The organism is Spiroplasma endosymbiont of Clivina fossor, assembly GCF_964031115.1.
Lineage (GTDB): Bacteria > Bacillota_I > Bacilli_A > Mycoplasmatales > Nriv7 > Nriv7.
In genome coordinates this window covers 1,730,473-1,749,106 of sequence record NZ_OZ035006.1, presented here as the reverse complement: position 1 = coordinate 1,749,106, position 18,634 = coordinate 1,730,473, and the positions used below count along the sequence as shown (strand labels likewise).

Genomic DNA, 18,634 nt, shown 5'->3' with positions numbered 1-18,634 from the left:
CTCCTCTCTTATTTAATTTTAGCCCCTAGGCCCACATAAATGTGAGCTATTAAACTAGTATTTTGTGGGCGGGTTTCTAAAATATCAGTTTCATTTTTTTCTGTTTCGGCTGAAAAAAATAAATAAATTTCTTCCGGGACCTCTTTTGGTCAAGCATCCAAAATAAGTGAGGACTGCATAACAATGTCAGAATCTTCCGGCGTGTGGGGCATTGTGCCCACATTTCACCCTGTTGTTGTAAAAAAATAATTTTTTTTTCATTTGAAAACAAAAGAAGAATTGGGTTTGTCTAATTTCGGAGCCACATAAATCGGATGAATGTGGTGACCGACATTGTCATTTTCTGCGTTTAAAGGATTGTCTTTTTTGTGTCGCACAAAATCGCCCTCGCGAAGGCTAGGCGTCACCAATTGACTGCCGTCGGCAAGAATGACGGTGTATGCCTTTTCTGAAAGTGGCAGTCAACCCTCTTCCAATTTTTTTAATTGAGAAAATCAAGCAATCGCTCCAATTAACGATTTTTGGATATTTTGAAAATTTTGAAAAATCAAATTTAGTTGCTTTTGTAATTTGGCAGAAAAATCAGCTGTTGTAGCGTGCGTATAATCGCCCTCTTGAGGATTAGGTTGTAAAGCATTTGGTGGTAAAGTGCCAATTTGTTTAGGGAAAGATACCGTTAAAGTTTCTGTTTCATGTTCATAATCAGAACTTGCATATTCCTCAATAACTAAATTAGTTACAGGCCCTCTAAGATTAGGATTTTGGGGGCATGTGTAATCCTGACAGCGACTTTGAAAAAATTTTAATTGTTTTTTTAATCGTTCATTTTTTTCTTTTTCTAATAACTTATCAACAACAAATTTACTGTAATACAAACCTAAATCAATCATATTGGCATCAACTGTATTTTCATCATTATAAGGAATTAAAAAATTTTTTAATTCTGTAAAATTAGCTAATGCTTTAACTCTTTGTGGAATCCTATCTTGAGTATTATTTGCTAGAGTAGAGGCGATATAACTTGTACTAGAAATATTCAAATTATTTGTTGCATCAACAAAAAATTCAACTGGAACTCTGTTAAACACTCAATGCTCAATCAAAATATAAATCATGTCTATAACGGTTTCTTTAATTTCATCAGGAAAAGTAGTAAATTCTCACTTATTAAAGATAAAGTCAAGATACATGTTGCAATCATTTTGAGCTCTTAAAGCGAAAGTTTTAAATCAATCATCAAAATTAGCAAAATTTAAATCTTTATATTTAGATGGTATAGCATCTAAGGTTCCAGTAAGTGGTTTGATAGTATGATAACCATTAATGGTTATATTTGGTCAAAGTTCTTTTAAGAGCATTTTTTATCACTTCCGATTTAGTTTTTTATTGATAGTAGTAATTTTTTTAGTTATTTGTTTTTGGATCATATTTTTAGCATTAATTTTAAAATTAATATTTTTGTTTTTAACAAGTGGCCTAACAATGCGGTTTTTAACATTTCGTCAAACAATTCCCTTACCCAAAACGCTATCAACGGCTCAATTAACATAGTTGTCTTTATTAAAAACTTGATTTAAATTTTCTTTAACTTTAAATAAATTTCCTTCTTTATAACGGTCATAAGTTATTTTTAAAAGCGGAGTTAAAACTCGATATAACTTTATGCTATTGATGTAAAATTCTTGAACATTTGCTGGTAAAAATGGCATTAAAGATAATATGTTACCTTTAGTTTTACCCCAACCAATTGATCAACCACTTTCATACATATAAAATTTAAAAGGACTAGATGCAGTTATTAACTGTTGTAATTTTAAGGGAGTAGTAATTATTGGTCCTATTGGTCGATATTCAGGATTTTGGTAGTAAATTGTAATCGCAATATCTGTTAGTATTCCTGTTGGTTTAACTTTGACTGCAAAAAAGACATCAGATATTAATGGCAATAAAGTACCATCGGTAATTATTTTCTTTTGCACTCTTGAAATAATGTTCTTAAAATTTGTATATTCTTGAATTTTGGTTTTAGTCTTTAATTCTATCTCTTTAATCGTTTTTCTTACAGGTTCAAACACTTTATTTAAACCTTTTTGAATTTGATATGCTGGCGACAATTTTTGTAATTTTTTTGATTTTTCCATAATTTTATTAAATCTTTTAAGAAATTGAGAACGAAAAACATTTTCTGCTCGTAAAGTATTTAGTGACAATAATGTACCTTGACGAATTCCTGATTTTTGCATCTGGGTAATTAAATTAAATCAATTTTCTGTTGGCATTTTTGAAATTTCATTAATGTTTGTTCCGTAACGATTTAAAAATTGATTACCTCATTTTTCTTTAAATATCCTTGTTTTAGTTACAAGATTAGGATTAATTTTTCTTAGTAATGTTTCCATTTCCAAAAGTTGACCTAATGTTGTTACATTTGAACTTTTATAATTCTTAACAAATTGTTTTCGTGCCAAAAATCCTAAATGATTAAGCATGGTTTCTTTAGTTGGTTTTTTAGTATAGTCAAATCAAGTTTTATATTTGTCAAGAATAATTTTTTTATTATGAACCTGCGAAATAACCTGCTCTAAATTATTAGCCGTTGTTATTCCTAAGTGATTAATAATTTTATTTTCTTTCGCTAGATTAAAAAACTTTGTTGTTTTATAAGCTCTTGATATCTTACTAATTTCACCAATAGCTGGCGTTAAATTAAGTAAAGTGTTTATTGTATTACTTTGTTCTTTATAAATATCATAGACTTGATTAATTGTAAAATCAGTTACAACGCGCACACTTGAAGCAATTAATTGGGATGTTAAATTTGATAATCCAGCACTTAGAGAAAATTTTAGCGACAGACCCGCAGTAAATTTTGCTAATAAAATACCAATGACTTGCACACCAACAAATTTTAATAATTCCAGTAAAAAATCATTTTCTTGTTTTTGAGGCAACCGCGTAGTTTTAATAACTCTCAACTGCAAAGCAGTTATATTAGTTCCAATGGGCATAATCTAAAAAAGGCTACCTAGCTATAGCCTAATTTCCTTTTTAATCATCTTTTTCACCTTAGTCTCCACCTGAGTCTGGTGTTGTTTTGTGATAATGAACCATTTTGGCTACAGCAACTTTACCAGTAAAAAATTCTCGTTCAGCAATATAAACTTGTCCCATATATTTTTCGTCTGTATACATACCTACATCCATAGGCAAATCAATACCTGTAAATGTCGCATATGCCAAAGTATTAACTCATATCATATTAACATTCTCGGGCAAGCGAGATTTAGGCACTTCAATAGTTATACAACCATTAACAACACCGACAACTCCGTTAACCATACCTAGCACACCATCAGGAGAAGCGGTTACCAATTTCGCATAAGTAGCTTCGGTCACTACATCAGCCGTCGCGAGCAAGAAACCACTTGTCCACTCATTTTCAGAATTGACAACAGCAATTCGCATTTTTGCCATTTCTTCAAGAATTGTGTTTTTAGTAATCGGTTTTGCGGTTGCAATTGCTGTACCACCAGCCACTAATTGTTCAGCATCGTATTTGTCATAAATTTCAGCCATTTGTTGACGAAGACGAATAATCTTACTTTCAATGAATTTGGGACCTACTGCTTTACTCTCTAAACGCCCTATGCGTTCTTGAATATCAATTACCTTGTCCAAGGTAGCTTCTATTTTTTTTCTCGTTGCATAGTTAGATTTGGAACCAGTATTTGGGTCTCATGTTTTATTAATAACTCCGTCCGTTGCAAGTGGAATAACTACCTTTTCACCGTATTCAAATTCGGTAAAAGCTATTTCATTTGCAAAAAGTTGGTGAATTAAACTTCCTGTTCGTGGAAATTCGGGTCTTCATTTGCTTGAAACCAATGTTCTTAATTGGTCAACATTAATAAAAAACGCCATTATTATTTATCTTCCTTTCTTTTAAACATTAACTCTTGAGGGGTTAAAGCATCTGATGAAAAAATTATTTCTTCTGAATTAGAAGGGTTAGTATTTTTATCATCAGTCTTATTTGGAACGCCTCCTGTGTCTAATGTGTATTTAATTTTTGGCATCGTGGCCACAAAATTATTAATATCATTTTTAATTACTTCAATATCGTTTTCAAAATTAATTGAGTTTTTCACAAAATTAATAAATTGATTATCAATATTGGCATCTTGAATTAACTTATTAATTTCTTGTTCTTTTTTAAAAGTTAAATGTTCTTTTTCTTTGTCGGCAAGTTTTTTTAGTGCATCCGTTTCTCTTTGTAACAGATTTTTTGCTTTTTCCTGAAAATTAGCAGTATAGTCATTTTGCTCAGTGAAGCCACGATATAAATTTTTCACCTTAAAAGTTCCATCAGCATTTTTTTCGAGTTGTCCGTCTTCACCAATAAAGACGATTTTTTTATCTCTAATTTTCATTTGGTGTGTACTCCTTTTTCAAATAAAAAACTCATTTGATATTTTAATTATCTAATGAGTTTTTCTAATTATTGAGTTTTTAGCTATTTATTTTTTCTTTTTTTTCCAATTTTTTTAAATTTTTCAACCTCAATGCTAAAAAATGTTTTGTGGGTGGTCTTATTTGGATAATAACGATTGTGTAATTTTCCCTCAATTAAAATAATATCGTGTTCTTTTAATTTTAAGAATTCTTTTTGCAACTTTTCTTCATAAATAGAGAGCGTTGTGTAATTAAGACCCGCTCAACTAACTTGAACATTAACAACTTTAACAACAACACTACTAATAGCTATTTTTTGCTTAAATTCTGTGATTTTGGGAATATCTTTTAAAATAACTGTCAAATTTACAAAATTAACATAGTTAATTACTTCATTTTCTTTTTTAGTTTTTAGTGCTTTTAACATTTTGTTTTACCTCATTACCCAAAAAGTATTGAATATGCTTTCACGCATCGTGCTCGTGTTTGGTAAGTTTTAAGTTTCCTTTGTAAAAAAATCCTTTCTTTTTAGAAGGCTCTTGTCTAAGAAAGTGCCAATGATATTTAAACCTTAAAAGACTGCTTATTGCTCCAATAAGTTCTGAGGTTGCTAAAGGATTGGTAATCGTTCTACCTTTAGTTAAGAAAAAATTTTCAATAATAAACAATGGCTTAAAATTTTCTATTCTTTTAAAATTATCAAATAATTTTTTAATTTTAAAAATTGCTTGTTCAACGCTTTCAGAAATTATTGTTTCGTTAAATTCAATGCATGAATTTTCAAAATTCCAAAGAACAATACCAGTAGAACCGATTCCTGCGGGGTCAATACCAACTATATAATTCATAAACTAAATACTTACCTTATGACAACTACATTTTTTCGTTGAGTAATCGGAAGCGGTGAACCACGCCTCAATAAAGATTTAGACATATTATATTTTTCTTCTTATGTGTTGTCAGCAAAGAAAATGAGTACATTTTTCTTGTGGCACACAGCAATTTTGATAATCATAAGTTTTTTTAGTTTTTCGCTTACAATAATTTTCTATTCTTTTAAACTCACATTGCAATGATTTTTCTTTTAATTGACAATTAATTGCTTTTAACGCTGTAATTATTTCTTTATAAGAATATTTTTGGCGTAACGCTTTAAGTCAATAAAAATGTTTGTTTTCCATTAATTAATCTTCCTCAATTATTTCTTTATAAATAATTCATTTCCGCGGACGAATGGCTTTTTTCTTGTAATAAATTACAGTTTCTAATGAGTGTACTTTTCGTTTAAAATTAGGATCATTACGCGAAAGTCCATAATAGCGTTCTACAATTTCACCAACACTATCATAAACACCGACTAACTCATTGGTTTCGCAAGAATATATAACATAACAATATTTTTTAGCCATTTCGTACTTGTTCAAGATTTAATAACTAATTTAAATCAGTTTCTTTTAGTCATTCGGGAATAATATAATTAAAATTAATATCTTTATCAGCTTCAGATTTTTTAATATTTTCTAAAAATTTTTGTCGATTTTTAATTTTAACTTCTTCATACAAATTAATAATTTCTTGCCCCTTAATGGTTGTAATTTTCTGTGCACCGTTGGCATCATACTTAATAACTTCATAATCATTTTCTGGAAAAATACCGATCACCATCTGATTTGCATATTTAATTGATGGGTATACTAGTTTTCTAGGAACTCAAGAACCACCACCACTATTGGGAATTGATAGTAAAATCGCATTTGTTGTTTCAGCAACAATATATTTTTTATTCAAAAATAAATTTTTTAAGTTAGTCATTATTTATTAACTCCTCATATCAATAATTTTTTGGTTTTTGTAAAAAGATAATATATATCCTTCCTTATATGCAATTTCCTAGTTAGCTAACATAGTTAACTATCTAAGAAATCTATGTTATTTCTCTTATGTTTAACTAAGTTATGTTAGCTAACTAGGTACGAGAAATGCTCGAAATTACCAAAAAGCATTTTTTGGCACACCTAAAAAGTGTTTTCATATTTACAACACAACTTTTTAAATAGAATTTAGTTTTTGTTCGAACAAGTTAATAAATTAATAAAGTTAGTTTAATTTTATTAATTAAAATACCTACCTCCTTTAAAAAATTATTGTTAAGAGGAACATTCTTACTGGTCTAAAATGTCTGTGTTACCTTACACGGATGTTCTAAAAATGTAGAAACCATATACATATGACAAGATTTTGGTTTTTACAAACTTGCTGTTAATTAATAAATAAATATGAGCTCATTTATTTATTACAAGAAATATAAGGTTAAATTAATATTTATTATTTTTAGTTATGCCTTGTATTTTTTTGTGCCTTGATAATAATAAACTAAGTTAATTAGTAAACGAAGTTTACTAACAAATTTTGTTAAACATAAATGTTTAAAAAAATAAATATTTAACTTAGTTAGATAACTAAGCTAAATATAACTTAGTTTAATATAACTAAATATTGTAAGGATGGTATGTATATGAGAAATATTGAAAATATTTTTTTAAATACTGAAAAATATCTTTTAAAAGAAACACAAAATGCAGTACTTATTAAAGCACCAGCAATTCCGTGATTGTATGAATCTACTGGTATTTGGTTTTCGAAACGATTTGTTTATAAAGGAAAATATGATAATTCTATTTGTATAGGAATAATTAGAGATGGTGAATATCGGTTAGTTTTTATTAATGATAAAGGTCAAGAGTCTAGTTTGATTTTAGGTCATGAGTTGTTAGGTTTTTTTGTTGCTGAAAAAGAACATGATAAAAAGGTTGTAAGTTTTGATTATTTTAAAAATTCATTTTAAAAATGTTTTACGGTGTTTTAAGAATAGGGGTAAATAAAAAAATATTTTAGTTAGTTTTTATGGTGTTTAAACGGTGCGGAAAGCGTATGCTCCTCCGCCCGTTAATTATCTATGTTAGTTGAGTTATTTAACTAAGTTATTGCAATTTTTTTGAGGAGTTTTAGAAATGAAAATGTGAGTTAATGTGGATGAGTCTGGCAAAGATTATTGTCAAGAGTTTATTCTATTAATAAAAAAACTGGATTAGAACAAAAATTTTGAGTGTCTAAATCTGCAGTTAAATCTGTTAGAACTGATTTAGTTGGTGATAATTGACTTTGTGTTGATATTGCATATTAAAAAATTAGAAAATTAAGGAGAAAAGAAAGATGAGTATATTTGGATTAGTATTTTTTACGATTTTAACATTATTACTAGCATACTATATTGCGGTTAATATTTATCGGTTTTTTAAAGATAAAAAGAAATATGGTAGTGAAGCAAAACAGCTACCAAAAGATTTTACTTATTCACAACGAATATTTATTGCAAAGTTTAAACGAAATTTGTTAGAACAAGATGAAAAAGAAATTAAAAAGTAGGTTTAGAAAATGTTTAAAAAAATAATTATTGAATTAATTGAATTAATTTATCCAACTGCTGATTTACCACCCCAAGTTGTATTTTTGTTTTCAATTTTAATAATTGTAATGCTCTTCTCAGCAATTATTTTTCTACTCTTTTGACCTTTTAAGCGGTAATTATTATGTTTTTAGTTGCTTGAAAAGATTTAAATTGAGAAATGACAAAATTGTATTTTTGAGATTTATTTATCCAAATTACAACTATTCCGGCGTGAGTTTCTGGTAAAGAAATTGATTTAACCAAAGAACCACTTTGACTTTTAATAGCAAATATTGCCTTTTGAATGGTATTAGTATTCACTGTCTTATTTATGGTTATTTTATTTTATAAGGTTAAATCATATTTTGTTTAGAAAGGGGGTGATTATATGTTAATAAATTTCTTAGTAGAAGGAAATACACCAGTAGCAATTACTGGTGAACAAGCGGTTACTAACTTATGAAAAGCATTAATTAAAGCATTTGGTAATATTTGAACTGATATTATTGGTGGCAATATGCCAAATGTCGTTAATTTCTTTGCTACATATTGAGTTTTCTTGCTTGGCGTGATTATTGGTTTATTTTTAATCGCTTTCAAAATGTTTGAAAAATTAATGCCTGGCAGATAGTAATAAAAATAAAGAAAGTGTGATTTAAGTGATGCTATTGTTTAAAAAAATAAATTTAAGATTATATGATTTTGTGACTTTAAATCGCACTTTATTTATTATTGCGTGATTCTATGGTGCGATTTTGCATTATTATAATCCCCAAAGTTGAAGAATGTTATTTGATATTATTTATTTATTAATTGCTTTGTATGTTTTATATACTAAAATTTCTCATTTTTTTGCTCGCCGTAGTTTTATTAATTTCTTATTAAATTCACCTTTAAATTTAGTAATTGGTGCCTTAGGAACTGGAAAAACCGCTTTAATGGTTTTAGCTTCTTACTTATTAAGTGGTTGAAAAACGATTTCTACTTTTCCGATTACGGATAAACAAATGCTTTCATTAGGGCATATGTCTTTATTAGATTATAATTATCCGATATTAGAAGAAAAGCATTTGCTGTTATGAGATGAAACTAACTTATTTTTAGAAGGAACTGACTATAAAGAAAATGATAGAGTAACCCAAGGTTTACAAGAATATTTCGCTTCGGCTCGACAATTTACCCATATCGTATTAGCAAGCGGACAACGAGCTGAACATATATGAGTTAAAGTTCGTGATATTGCGAATTCAATAATTGTTGGCATTAGAAAAAAACCGGTTAGTATTTTCCGACCCTATTTGCAAGTTGTTTATGGCACTTTTAAATCGGTAAGCGAATACGAACAATGACGATTAACTCTAATTAATGCAAAAAATGATAAAAAAGGTCGCAAAATCAAGTATCGTAGCATTCCGGAATTAGATATTTATTTCTTTAAATTGAAAATTCCGATGTCAATTTTAAATCTTTATGATAATAAATATTTATCATTCTTGCGTGAATTAAGTAATCGTGCTTTGAACGATAATTATCGACATAAATTTTGAAATGATAATGTAATGGATATTGAAGCGTTAGAATACTTAAAAATGGAAAAATTCAGTAAGATACTTACTAAGTTAAAAAATAATCTGAAGAAGAAAAACAAGTAAAGGAGTTTAAAAAATGGAAAACTTAGAAAAAATGGCTAGTTTGATTGGCGATATGTTTTATAAAGTTTTTGATTTAATTTGAACTTTAACCATTCCTGGAACAGATATTCGCATTATTATTTTTCCGCTAATTATGCTTGTAATAAATCTTGTAATTGGTGGTATTTTAGGTATTCATATTGAACGACCAAAAGTTGGTTTTCGTAAAAAATATCAAAAATCAGTTGCTAATTGAGGAGCAAAGAAAAAATCATCTAGTGGTCCAATTAAGAAATTCAGTGGTAATAGTCCTAAAAATAGACCGTGAGTTAATCAACATGGACGGCGAATAAAAAGGTAGGTTTTTAAAATGTTTAAATTGATAATTTTATTTATTCTTGTTGCTGTTTTTTCTATTTTTGCTTTAAATGACTTTTTAAGTTTATGAGCCTATGTGCGTGAAGGTTTAGAATATTTTAATAAAGTTTTATCAAATAATATTAAAATTTTAGATTTGTTTAAACCAATGATAAGGTTATTTTCCCAACATCCGATTTTCCAAATTTTAGGAACGATTTGTATTTTATCAACAATATATTTAATTTTAAGGAGTTAAAAAATGAAGAAGTTAAAGAAAATATTAAGTATTAAATGATTTAAAAGCTGTTTAGGTCTTATACATTTTTTTATTATATTTCATAGTTTTATTACTCTGATTTGAATATTTTTAACAAAAATTCGAACTAACACAGATGAGTTTTTTAAAGATTTTATATTGTTTGATTTCCAAAATATAGTTCTTAAGGTGTATTTTTGATTATTAATCGTTTATTTGTTAATAACTGGTATTAAGTTAATTATTAGGGGTTATTACTTTAATAAAGTTTTTAGAAAGCATCAAATGCAAGTTGCTAATTGTGAATGTCCACAACATCAACAGTATAAATTTTCTGATGCTTTTAAAGCGATAAAAAAGAGTTTTAAGGTGTGATGAGATGCATAAGATTGTTTCTTGATTTATTGTAATGTTTATTATTTTGGTACCGTTAGGGGTGTTCTTTGATACAAAACAACCACCAAAACCTAATATGGAACAATTTTTTATGAAACGAGAAAAACGAGCTACAAACACCAGTCAATGTGGTGAAAGTTGTGAATTAGAGTTTTCCAAGATTGGTAAAAGTGCTTGAGTAATTAGTGGTTATGGTCAGGGTTCATATCATTTAGAAATTGATGCTACTGATTTAAAGCTTTCTAGTGATTTTGATATTCAAATAGGTAATGGCGATTTTGTTCAAAGACCAGCCCTTCAATTATTTGTTGACAAAGATAGTGCTGGTTATAATCAAATTAATAACTTTTATCGTTCTAATGGTTCTTATAAGTTCAAACCTTTTAAAGAATTTTATTTTATTGATAATTTAATTAATTTTAAAGTATTTCTTAACAAGAAAGTTCCACAAGGTCTTAACACGAAAATGTTTCATATCACTTCATTCTCGACGGAAATGCCTCCTTTACCTGAAAAAGATAACGAGCAATTATTACCAACAGTAATAACTAAAAATGATGGTGAATATCAGTATAATCAGTTTCAAGATAAACTTGATTATTTAATGATACAACGCCGAGATTTTGATAAATTTAATTATAGTTATTTATATTGAGTGCCAATTTTTAATTTCTTTGATGAGAATTTTAAATATATGAGTGAAATATCAATTAAATTAAATGGTTTTAAACAAAATAGTAAATTTAGTTTAAGTCGCAAAAATTCATATCCTGAAGCTGATATGATGGAAAAAATTATTTTTAGAGAACTTTCCTTTTCTAGTTTTGGTGATGTTATTACTATAAAAACTGAGCATGGTAGCATTGTGGGTTATAATGAGTTTTTAGAAAATGGTAAATCACTTTGAAAATCTGGCTCGCGAACAAGTTTTGGAGGAGATTTTATTAATACCTTTTTTGGACAAGTTAATTATTATGGGGACGCATAAAGTTTTGTTAGGTGGGAAAAGATTTGAATAAGTATTAAGACAGTCAGCAATGATTGTCTTTTTATTTTATAAGATGTTAAAAATTTGTTCTTTGAAAATTAAATACAAGTGAATTAATAATGTTGGTATGTATTAAAGCACGATAAATTGTGGGTGGTCGCCATAACCAAAAGAAGTTTACCAGTTAATAGATAACATCCTATTAACTATAGCAATTTGTTTCGTTTTGCAATAAAAAAATGAATGGGTGGATTTCCTAAAAATATACACGCTATTAAATTAGTTCCAAGGGTAGGATGCGGATGTTAAAGTGTAAAAATTTCTATATAGGGGTATGCTAAGTTTAAAATTATTAAAATCTTTATCTAATTAAAAAACAAAATTCAGTAACAAAGTTTGTTAAACACTTAAATCTGCGATATATAAGTGTTTAAAAAACTAAGTTAACTAACAACTTAGTTAATATAACTTAGTTTATTTATAAGAGAGGTAATTTATTATGAAAAACATTGAAAACATTTTCTTAAATACTAAGAAATATCTCTTAAAAGAAACACAAAACGCAATGCTTATTAAAGCCCCAAAAATTCCGTGATTTAGTGAACAAATCGGTATTTGGTTTCCAAAGCGATTTGTTTATAAAGGAAAATATGAAAATTCAATTTGCATCGGAATAATAAAAGATAGTAAATATCAAGTAATTTCAATTAATCAACAAGAGCAAGAAACCAAGTTAATTAAAGGCCAAGAATTATTAGGCTTCTTCATTGCCGAAAAAGAAAACAACAAAAAAGATATAAATTATAACTATTTTAAAGGAGTTTAAAAATGAATATTGCGATTGGAATAATATTTATTATCATTTGCATAATGCTATTGGCATATTTTGCTTATAAAATTTATGCCAAAATAAAAATGCGAATTAAATATAAAAATGCCATTAAAAGTAATACTGGTAATTTTACAAAAGACGAAAAAGTATTTATTGCTCGCTTTGAAGAATGAGTTAAAGCTCCTAATTCAAAAAACAATAACGTGGATAAAAAATAATGTTTTGAAAAATTATCATGGAATTCTTAGAACTGTTTGTTCCGATAGAAAAAATGCCTGCACAAGTTGCGTTTATTGCCGGATTAATTATTATCATTACTTTTCTTTTCGCCTTAATTTCAATTATGTATTTACCAATAAAAATGATTTTTGGGAGATAAAAAATGACAATAAACTTAAAAGAATTTAATTGAGAACAAATTAAACAAACTTTCTGAGATTTATTTATTCAAATTACAACTATTCCAGCTCATATTACTGGTGGTAAAGAAATTAATTTAACTGAAGAGCCACTTTGACTTTTAATAGCAAACATTGCTTTTTGATTCTTGACAGCAGTTATGGTGTGATTTATTCTAATGCTACTTTGAAAAACCATATCAGTATTTAGATAGAAGCAAAAGTAATGTCGCGAAGCTAAATTGTGATGCATTCACAAAGAAATTCAAAATTAATTAGGAAAAAACACAATCGTGTTAAGGTTAATCGTGGTTTTAACAAATTTAAGAAAAACTTTGAATATAAATGATGAATGTTTTAAAAAGAAAGGGGGTGATTATATGTTTGGAATTTTCTTGGCCGATGCACCAGCAACAGTAGAAAAAATAACAGCTAGTGACGCGATGACTAAATTGTGAAATGCAATTATAACAGCGTTTACTAAAATGTGAGAAATTATTGCTGTTAATATGCCACAAGTCGGTAACTTCTTTGCTGACTACTGAATATTCATTTTTCCATTTATTTTGGCAATATTCTTTATTTGCTTTAAAATGTTTGAAAAATTACTTGGAGCTGTACGCTAACAAAAAAATAAAGTGAGGTGCAAGATGAAATTTTGCAAATGAATAATAGAAAAAAATAACCATTTTATTGAATTAAATCGCACCTCATTTTTAATTTTATGACATTGCGGAGCAATTTGATATATTTACAACGGTTATTTTAAAAACATTGTGAGCTATTTATTTTTAGCGGGTTGTATTTTAATTTTCCTTTTTAAAATTGGTAATTTAACACAAATTAACAAAGTTATTAATTTCTTAAAAAATTCACCATTAAATATTGTGATAGGTTCATTGGGAACTGGAAAAACCGCTTTTCTAGTATACGCATCAAAATTACTAAAAAAGAAGAAATATCACATCGCCTCAACCTTTCCATTACTAGAAACTCAAAAATTAAGTTTAGGACATATGGGATTATTAGACTTTGATTATCCGGTATTGCCAGACAAAACCTTACTTTTGTGAGATGAAACCAATTTATTTTTAGAAGGAACTGATTGAGAAAAAAATAATACCAAAAATGAAGAAACCGGTATTCAAGAATATTTCGCTCTGGCACGGCATTTCGGTCATATTGTGCTTGCTAGCGGTCAAAGAGATAAACATATTTGAGTTAAAGTTCGTGATATTGCCAATAATGTGATTGTGGGCATTCGTAAAAAACCCGTTAATATTTTTCGACCCTACTTAAAAGTCATCTATGGCACCTTTACTAGCATTGAAGAATATGAACGCTGACGAAACACCTTAATTGATGCTAAAAATAGTAAAAAGGGTCGTCGCATTAAATACCGGGATATTCCTGAACTTGATATTTATTTTTTTAAACTAAAAATTCCCCTACCAATACTTAATACTTACAATTCTTTTTACCTAGCATTTTTAAGAGATTACTTAAATTCAAAAGTAAATCCTGATTATGAAGATAAATACTATACTGATACGGCAATTGATTTAGAAGACTTAGAATACTTAAAAATGGATAAATTTAGCAAATTTTTAAGAAAAATGAAAGAAAAGGAACAATAAAAAATGGAAAATCTCGCAAAAATGGCCGACTTTCTTGCCCAAATGCTTTATAAAGTTTTTGATTTAATTTGAAGTCTTGAAGTGCCGGGAACAAAAATTCAACTAATATTTCCCTTATTCTTAACGCTTGCTGTAGAATTTCTTATGGCAATTATTCTTGGTTTTGGCAGTCAACAAGTTAATTTAGAAAAGCAACGCCAATATGCCGTTAAAAATAGTGGTCGTTTAAGTGCGTGAGGAAAAGTTAAAAAACAAATAAAACCAATAAATCCAAATAAAATTAATTGAAAACAAAGAAATAAAAAAATAAAACAAGGTAACTAACGATGTTTAAACTAATTATTATTTTTATCTTAATAACTGTTCTTGGATTATTAGCTGGTAGTCATTTTGAAACTTTAACGAACTATATTAGCGAAGGCCTTGCCAATTTTAAAAAGTTTATTACTAGCAATTTAACAATTTTAGAACTGTTTAAACCAATGGCACGAACATTTTCACAACATCCAATCTTTACCATTCTTGGCGTTACTTGTGTACTTATTGCCTTATTTATTGTGATTAAAGGACGATAAAAAATATGAAAGAAGAATTAAAATGAAAAAACTTTTAGTAAAATTATTTAAAAAAGATAATTCAAAAGAAAAAGCGCTGTTAAAATTAAGAATTAAAAATTCTTTTAAAAAGCAATGGTTAAAAATAGCATTAAGTATCATTTTCATCTTTATAAGCTTATTAATTTGTGCATTAACAGCAATCGATACTAAATGAATAACCGGAACAAGTAACGAATTTAATAATTTTATGAATAGACTTCTTGCAAAATTAATATGATAATTATAATTTTTAAATTTAAAATAAATATAAAAGTGTTATTAAAATAATTTTTAGATTATTTTTACAAATATTTTGTCATTAAAACATAATAAAAATTATTATTTACAATAAAAAAAGACTGAAATTTTAAATTATCAAATATATTTAAACTAATAGTTGTAAATTATAAATTGAAGCTATTAAATTAAATCTTAAAGCAAATCTTTTTCTACGATTTCGATATTTTTCACTAATAATTTTAAATTTTTTAAGTATAGCAAAAACATTTTCAATAACAATTCTCATTTTTGAAATTCGCTCATTATTTTGCTTTTCTTCTTTATTTAAAGGGTTTTTCTTTGATTTTCTTTTAGGAATTAAAACATTATGATTAATTTTTTGTATGCCTTGATAACCTAAATCCACTAAAACAGTTGTTTCTGGTAAAAATTTAATTTTTGAATCTTTTAAAATTTTAAAGTCATGGTTTTTACCATAAGAAAAATCAGAACTAATAATTTTTTTACTATCTTTTTCAATTATAGCTTGTGTTTTTATTGTGTGTTTTTTCTTTTTTCCTGAGTAGTGCTGTTTTTGTCTTTTTTTGGGCGTTGGATTTGGCTTTCAGTTACATCAATTATAACAGTCTTATCTTTGAAATAATCTTTTAATAGTGATTTTTGACCAGTAAGTTGTTGAAAATTAGGGTGTTTTATTAAAGTGTCTTCAATTCATTTGATATTTCTATAACAACTACTTTCACTAATATCATAACTTTTTGCAATATGAAAATAAGTTCTATATTCTCTTCAATATTCTAAAGTCATTAAAATACGATTTTCTAATGATAATTTATTGGTTCTTCCGCGACGAAATCTCTTTTTTAATTCTTCTATTTTTAAAATTTCTAGCATTTTATTAAAAGTAGTATGTTTAATACCAGTTAATCTTAAAAAATTTTTATCACTTATTTGATTATTTTTTTTTAAATTTCATTTAAATTCCACCTTTTTATTAAAAACAACAATTCAATTATATTTTAAATTAATTTTGCAAGAAGTCTAATGAAGAGATGGTTAAATTCTTTGGAAAGTTCAATAGTGGTATTATGCTGGCAGGAATATTTGTTTTTTGATGAGGCGGAGCAATATATTTTGCAATTAAATTTGAAAAATTAATCCGCTTTATTATTCAAAAAATTAAAGCAAAAAGAGCCTTGAAAAATGAAATCAAACAAATTAATTAGTTCTTTAAAAAAATATTGATGGAGAATTTTACCTTACATTTTTATAATTATTATCTTTTTCATTCCATTTTTAAAATTGGAAATTAATTATTTGAAATTATTATATGAAAAATTTGAAGCATTAATTTCACTTATGATACTAGGATATTTAGATATATGCATTACAATAGCTGTAACTATAAATTGTGGTATTGAGTGACTTATTAAAAAAATTAAAGAAAAAAGAACAATGAAAAATAAAATATTTTAAAAAGGAGTGATAAAAATGTTTATGAAAATATTTACCGTGCTAATTATTAGTTTCAATAATATTTTTACCATTTCCCAAAACATTAACAATGATGAAATGACAACACAATCACTAATTAGAAATAAAAGACAAAATAATAAAATTTATAATTTTGAAATCAAAAACTTACAAAAGGTGAGATTTCATTTTGGTGACCTCGTAACTTGGACAACAACCAGACTTATAGAAGTCAATATAAATAAAAAAGATAATAGCGATTTAAATGAAAAGTTACCGGAATTAAAAAATTTAAACAATCTTACTTTCAAATTTATACAATCAGAATTTTCTGATAATCAGAGTAAACAACAAAAAATTCAAAAATTAATAACTACATATGGAACCAAAGTAGGAAAGAAAGAATGAGTAATCAATAAAAAAATAACAATCAGAGCAAAAGGCACAATTTTAAATGACTACAAACAAGATGATAATATAACAGATTACAGTTTAATATGTACAAATGATTTTGAAATTGAAATTAAAAAAGATAGCACCGATATTGATTTACCAGAAACAACTATTAACTTTGACGGTAATCACAAATACAGCGATGTTATTGATAACCTTGATTATTTAATGATTCACCGTGGTGATTTTGATAAATTTAATTACTCGTATCTCTATTGAACACCAGTATTTAATTTCATTAATACTTTAGAAAAAGGGTATTACAAAGAATTTACCATTAAAAATCATGGTTTTAAAAACGAAAGCTATTTTTATCACAAAACTTCTAGTAGTAAAGATGAAATTAATACAAATATTTTGAAAATTAAAGCTTTTAATAAAACCTTAATTGCGGGTAATAACTATTTACAATTATTACACGGTGAAAGTGAAATCTGAAAATATGCCACTGCAAATGCTAACGATTATTACTTAATTAAGTATCTTTTTGGTACCTTAAATTATCTTAATGTTAAATTTAGTTTTTTGAGATACGATCCTGAATTAAAAAATGACATTTACCTTTATTTTAAAAACAACATTCCTAGTATTAACAACAGCGAGTACAAAAATGTTTTTGACGAAATCTATGAAATTTTTGGCAATTTCTTTTCCAGTTTATTTTATGCGACTTTTGATATGGACGAAAAAACTCATACCGAAATTGATTTTAAAGGCGTAGATAATTATAACAAGAACTATTTTATTCAAATTGGTTTCTTTTATCGTTCGTTAATTACTTTTTATCCCAAAAAATACTTAGTAAATATTATGGGAGACTCAGAATTATTACTAAGAAGTTATTTTTTTACTTTTGATAAAAAAACGCACCAAGAAAATTTTAATGCTATTAAAAATAATAACAGTATCTATCAAATTGAATTTAATGTTCTTAAATCTTACGACAATAAACTGATTACCTTGCCAACCAGTAAGACTGCTAACAGCATTAATTACTTCAATACGGACATTGATATTCGCTATGGCATTAATATTTTTACCTTAACTTTTCCTTTGTACCATAAAACAAATACCTCTAATTATAATTTTAAAATTTATGACTTTAATGTCCTTAATTCCACAGCGTTTATACCTGATGGTTCAACTAACTCGGAATGAGATGACATAATTCCGCCAGCAAATTGTAAATATTCTGGACGATGAATCCCTACTTTTAATGACATTGGCTGTGCCATTCAAAATGCTGGTATCAAAATGATTAATTGAATGCTAACGGCTTCGCAAATCATTACAATTTTACGGCCATTAGCAATTATTGCAAAAGCAACAGTTACCTTTTCAACCGCAATTTTCCCAGTTTTTAAAACAGTACCCGCCTTTTACTATACCTTTCAATTTTTAATCGGTTTTGCCATCTTTCTAATGATATTAAGAATTTTTGTATAATATATATATATATATATTGAAAAAATAA

The 18,634-nt window shown here is 27.1% G+C and carries 30 protein-coding genes; 19 read left to right on the top strand and 11 right to left on the bottom strand.

Annotated elements, in window-relative coordinates; genetic code table 4:
• Positions 1 to 8: 8 nt before the first annotated feature.
• The 9 genes from AAHM82_RS10650 to AAHM82_RS10610 all read right to left on the bottom strand — a co-directional run bounded on the left by AAHM82_RS10650 (position 9) and on the right by AAHM82_RS10610 (position 6,264).
• Complete coding sequence (locus AAHM82_RS10650; RefSeq protein ID WP_342263910.1) at positions 9 to 1,358, bottom strand: hypothetical protein; 1,350 nt, start codon at positions 1,356 to 1,358, stop codon at positions 9 to 11.
• Positions 1,359 to 1,361: 3 nt separating this feature from the next.
• Positions 1,362 to 3,008, bottom strand: coding sequence for a hypothetical protein (locus tag AAHM82_RS10645; protein WP_342263909.1), 1,647 nt, complete (start codon positions 3,006 to 3,008; stop codon positions 1,362 to 1,364).
• Positions 3,009 to 3,066: 58 nt separating this feature from the next.
• The gene (locus tag AAHM82_RS10640) at positions 3,067 to 3,678 is read right to left on the bottom strand and encodes a hypothetical protein (protein ID WP_342263908.1); all 612 of its coding nucleotides are present in this window, start codon (positions 3,676 to 3,678) and stop codon (positions 3,067 to 3,069) included.
• 245 nt (positions 3,679 to 3,923) lie between these two features.
• Positions 3,924 to 4,430, bottom strand: a complete 507-nt coding sequence (locus AAHM82_RS10635; RefSeq protein WP_342263907.1) for a hypothetical protein — start codon at positions 4,428 to 4,430, stop codon at positions 3,924 to 3,926.
• An 83-nt stretch (positions 4,431 to 4,513) separates the two neighbouring features.
• On the bottom strand, positions 4,514 to 4,879 hold the full coding sequence (locus AAHM82_RS10630) for a hypothetical protein (RefSeq protein ID WP_342263906.1): 366 nt from the start codon (positions 4,877 to 4,879) through the stop codon (positions 4,514 to 4,516).
• Entirely contained in the window at positions 4,857 to 5,300 is a 444-nt protein-coding gene (locus AAHM82_RS10625; RefSeq protein ID WP_342263334.1) for a hypothetical protein, read from the bottom strand. The genes AAHM82_RS10630 and AAHM82_RS10625 overlap by 23 nt, the downstream gene beginning before the upstream one ends.
• Before the next feature lie 87 nt (positions 5,301 to 5,387).
• Positions 5,388 to 5,633 (bottom strand): hypothetical protein, encoded by a 246-nt coding sequence (locus AAHM82_RS10620; RefSeq protein WP_342263335.1) that lies wholly within the window; start codon positions 5,631 to 5,633, stop codon positions 5,388 to 5,390.
• Between the two features lie 3 nt (positions 5,634 to 5,636).
• Positions 5,637 to 5,861: a hypothetical protein gene (locus AAHM82_RS10615; protein ID WP_342263336.1), complete on the bottom strand. Its 225-nt coding sequence runs from the start codon at positions 5,859 to 5,861 to the stop codon at positions 5,637 to 5,639.
• Positions 5,862 to 5,886: 25 nt separating this feature from the next.
• A complete protein-coding gene (locus tag AAHM82_RS10610) occupies positions 5,887 to 6,264 on the bottom strand; it encodes a hypothetical protein (RefSeq protein ID WP_342263481.1) in 378 nt (125 codons plus the stop codon).
• A 703-nt stretch (positions 6,265 to 6,967) separates the two neighbouring features.
• Here AAHM82_RS10610 and AAHM82_RS10605 point away from each other — a divergent pair.
• The 16 genes from AAHM82_RS10605 (at position 6,968) to AAHM82_RS10530 (ending at position 15,235) form a co-directional block, all read left to right on the top strand.
• Positions 6,968 to 7,297, top strand: coding sequence for a hypothetical protein (locus AAHM82_RS10605; RefSeq protein WP_342263905.1), 330 nt, complete (start codon positions 6,968 to 6,970; stop codon positions 7,295 to 7,297).
• 368 nt (positions 7,298 to 7,665) lie between these two features.
• Positions 7,666 to 7,878 carry a hypothetical protein gene (locus tag AAHM82_RS10600; RefSeq protein ID WP_215825617.1) on the top strand — a complete coding sequence of 71 codons (213 nt, stop codon included), beginning with the start codon at positions 7,666 to 7,668 and terminating at the stop codon, positions 7,876 to 7,878.
• Between the two features lie 200 nt (positions 7,879 to 8,078).
• The gene (locus tag AAHM82_RS10595) at positions 8,079 to 8,273 is read left to right on the top strand and encodes a hypothetical protein (protein WP_342263904.1); all 195 of its coding nucleotides are present in this window, start codon (positions 8,079 to 8,081) and stop codon (positions 8,271 to 8,273) included.
• Between the two features lie 15 nt (positions 8,274 to 8,288).
• Positions 8,289 to 8,531, top strand: coding sequence for a hypothetical protein (locus tag AAHM82_RS10590; RefSeq protein WP_342262309.1), 243 nt, complete (start codon positions 8,289 to 8,291; stop codon positions 8,529 to 8,531).
• A gap of 37 nt (positions 8,532 to 8,568) precedes the next feature.
• Complete coding sequence (locus tag AAHM82_RS10585; RefSeq protein WP_342263903.1) at positions 8,569 to 9,552, top strand: hypothetical protein; 984 nt, start codon at positions 8,569 to 8,571, stop codon at positions 9,550 to 9,552.
• 13 nt (positions 9,553 to 9,565) lie between these two features.
• A complete protein-coding gene (locus tag AAHM82_RS10580) occupies positions 9,566 to 9,892 on the top strand; it encodes a hypothetical protein (RefSeq protein ID WP_342190102.1) in 327 nt (108 codons plus the stop codon).
• Between the two features lie 9 nt (positions 9,893 to 9,901).
• On the top strand, positions 9,902 to 10,147 hold the full coding sequence (locus tag AAHM82_RS10575) for a hypothetical protein (RefSeq protein ID WP_342263902.1): 246 nt from the start codon (positions 9,902 to 9,904) through the stop codon (positions 10,145 to 10,147).
• Positions 10,148 to 10,526: 379 nt separating this feature from the next.
• Positions 10,527 to 11,531, top strand: coding sequence for a hypothetical protein (locus AAHM82_RS10570; protein ID WP_342263901.1), 1,005 nt, complete (start codon positions 10,527 to 10,529; stop codon positions 11,529 to 11,531).
• A gap of 499 nt (positions 11,532 to 12,030) precedes the next feature.
• Positions 12,031 to 12,357, top strand: coding sequence for a hypothetical protein (locus AAHM82_RS10565; protein ID WP_342263463.1), 327 nt, complete (start codon positions 12,031 to 12,033; stop codon positions 12,355 to 12,357).
• 2 nt (positions 12,358 to 12,359) lie between these two features.
• The gene (locus tag AAHM82_RS10560) at positions 12,360 to 12,581 is read left to right on the top strand and encodes a hypothetical protein (RefSeq protein ID WP_342263900.1); all 222 of its coding nucleotides are present in this window, start codon (positions 12,360 to 12,362) and stop codon (positions 12,579 to 12,581) included.
• A 164-nt stretch (positions 12,582 to 12,745) separates the two neighbouring features.
• Positions 12,746 to 12,976 carry a hypothetical protein gene (locus AAHM82_RS10555; RefSeq protein ID WP_342263465.1) on the top strand — a complete coding sequence of 77 codons (231 nt, stop codon included), beginning with the start codon at positions 12,746 to 12,748 and terminating at the stop codon, positions 12,974 to 12,976.
• Between the two features lie 78 nt (positions 12,977 to 13,054).
• Positions 13,055 to 13,387: a hypothetical protein gene (locus AAHM82_RS10550; protein WP_342263466.1), complete on the top strand. Its 333-nt coding sequence runs from the start codon at positions 13,055 to 13,057 to the stop codon at positions 13,385 to 13,387.
• 24 nt (positions 13,388 to 13,411) lie between these two features.
• Positions 13,412 to 14,398 (top strand): hypothetical protein, encoded by a 987-nt coding sequence (locus AAHM82_RS10545; protein WP_342223784.1) that lies wholly within the window; start codon positions 13,412 to 13,414, stop codon positions 14,396 to 14,398.
• A 3-nt stretch (positions 14,399 to 14,401) separates the two neighbouring features.
• Positions 14,402 to 14,722 carry a hypothetical protein gene (locus AAHM82_RS10540; RefSeq protein ID WP_342263467.1) on the top strand — a complete coding sequence of 107 codons (321 nt, stop codon included), beginning with the start codon at positions 14,402 to 14,404 and terminating at the stop codon, positions 14,720 to 14,722.
• Positions 14,723 to 14,724: 2 nt separating this feature from the next.
• Positions 14,725 to 14,973, top strand: coding sequence for a hypothetical protein (locus AAHM82_RS10535; RefSeq protein WP_338968164.1), 249 nt, complete (start codon positions 14,725 to 14,727; stop codon positions 14,971 to 14,973).
• A 22-nt stretch (positions 14,974 to 14,995) separates the two neighbouring features.
• Positions 14,996 to 15,235 (top strand): hypothetical protein, encoded by a 240-nt coding sequence (locus AAHM82_RS10530; protein WP_342263468.1) that lies wholly within the window; start codon positions 14,996 to 14,998, stop codon positions 15,233 to 15,235.
• Between the two features lie 144 nt (positions 15,236 to 15,379).
• Here AAHM82_RS10530 and AAHM82_RS14690 read toward each other — a convergent pair whose 3' ends face one another.
• Together AAHM82_RS14690 and AAHM82_RS14685 are read right to left on the bottom strand one after the other, a co-directional pair.
• A complete protein-coding gene (locus AAHM82_RS14690) occupies positions 15,380 to 15,772 on the bottom strand; it encodes a transposase family protein (protein ID WP_425289030.1) in 393 nt (130 codons plus the stop codon).
• Positions 15,769 to 16,221 (bottom strand): helix-turn-helix domain-containing protein, encoded by a 453-nt coding sequence (locus tag AAHM82_RS14685; RefSeq protein ID WP_425288968.1) that lies wholly within the window; start codon positions 16,219 to 16,221, stop codon positions 15,769 to 15,771. Before AAHM82_RS14685 ends, AAHM82_RS14690 begins: the two co-directional genes overlap by 4 nt.
• Before the next feature lie 65 nt (positions 16,222 to 16,286).
• On the opposite strand from AAHM82_RS14685, the gene AAHM82_RS10520 reads away from it, so the two are divergent.
• Genes AAHM82_RS10520 through AAHM82_RS10510 form a run of 3 tightly spaced genes read left to right on the top strand, consistent with a single transcriptional unit; the run spans position 16,287 to position 18,606 of the window.
• The gene (locus AAHM82_RS10520; RefSeq protein ID WP_342263899.1) at positions 16,287 to 16,460 is read left to right on the top strand and encodes a hypothetical protein; all 174 of its coding nucleotides are present in this window, start codon (positions 16,287 to 16,289) and stop codon (positions 16,458 to 16,460) included.
• A complete protein-coding gene (locus AAHM82_RS10515) occupies positions 16,438 to 16,710 on the top strand; it encodes a hypothetical protein (RefSeq protein WP_342263809.1) in 273 nt (90 codons plus the stop codon). Before AAHM82_RS10520 ends, AAHM82_RS10515 begins: the two co-directional genes overlap by 23 nt.
• Before the next feature lie 15 nt (positions 16,711 to 16,725).
• A complete protein-coding gene (locus AAHM82_RS10510) occupies positions 16,726 to 18,606 on the top strand; it encodes a hypothetical protein (protein ID WP_342263898.1) in 1,881 nt (626 codons plus the stop codon).
• Positions 18,607 to 18,634: the final 28 nt, after the last annotated feature.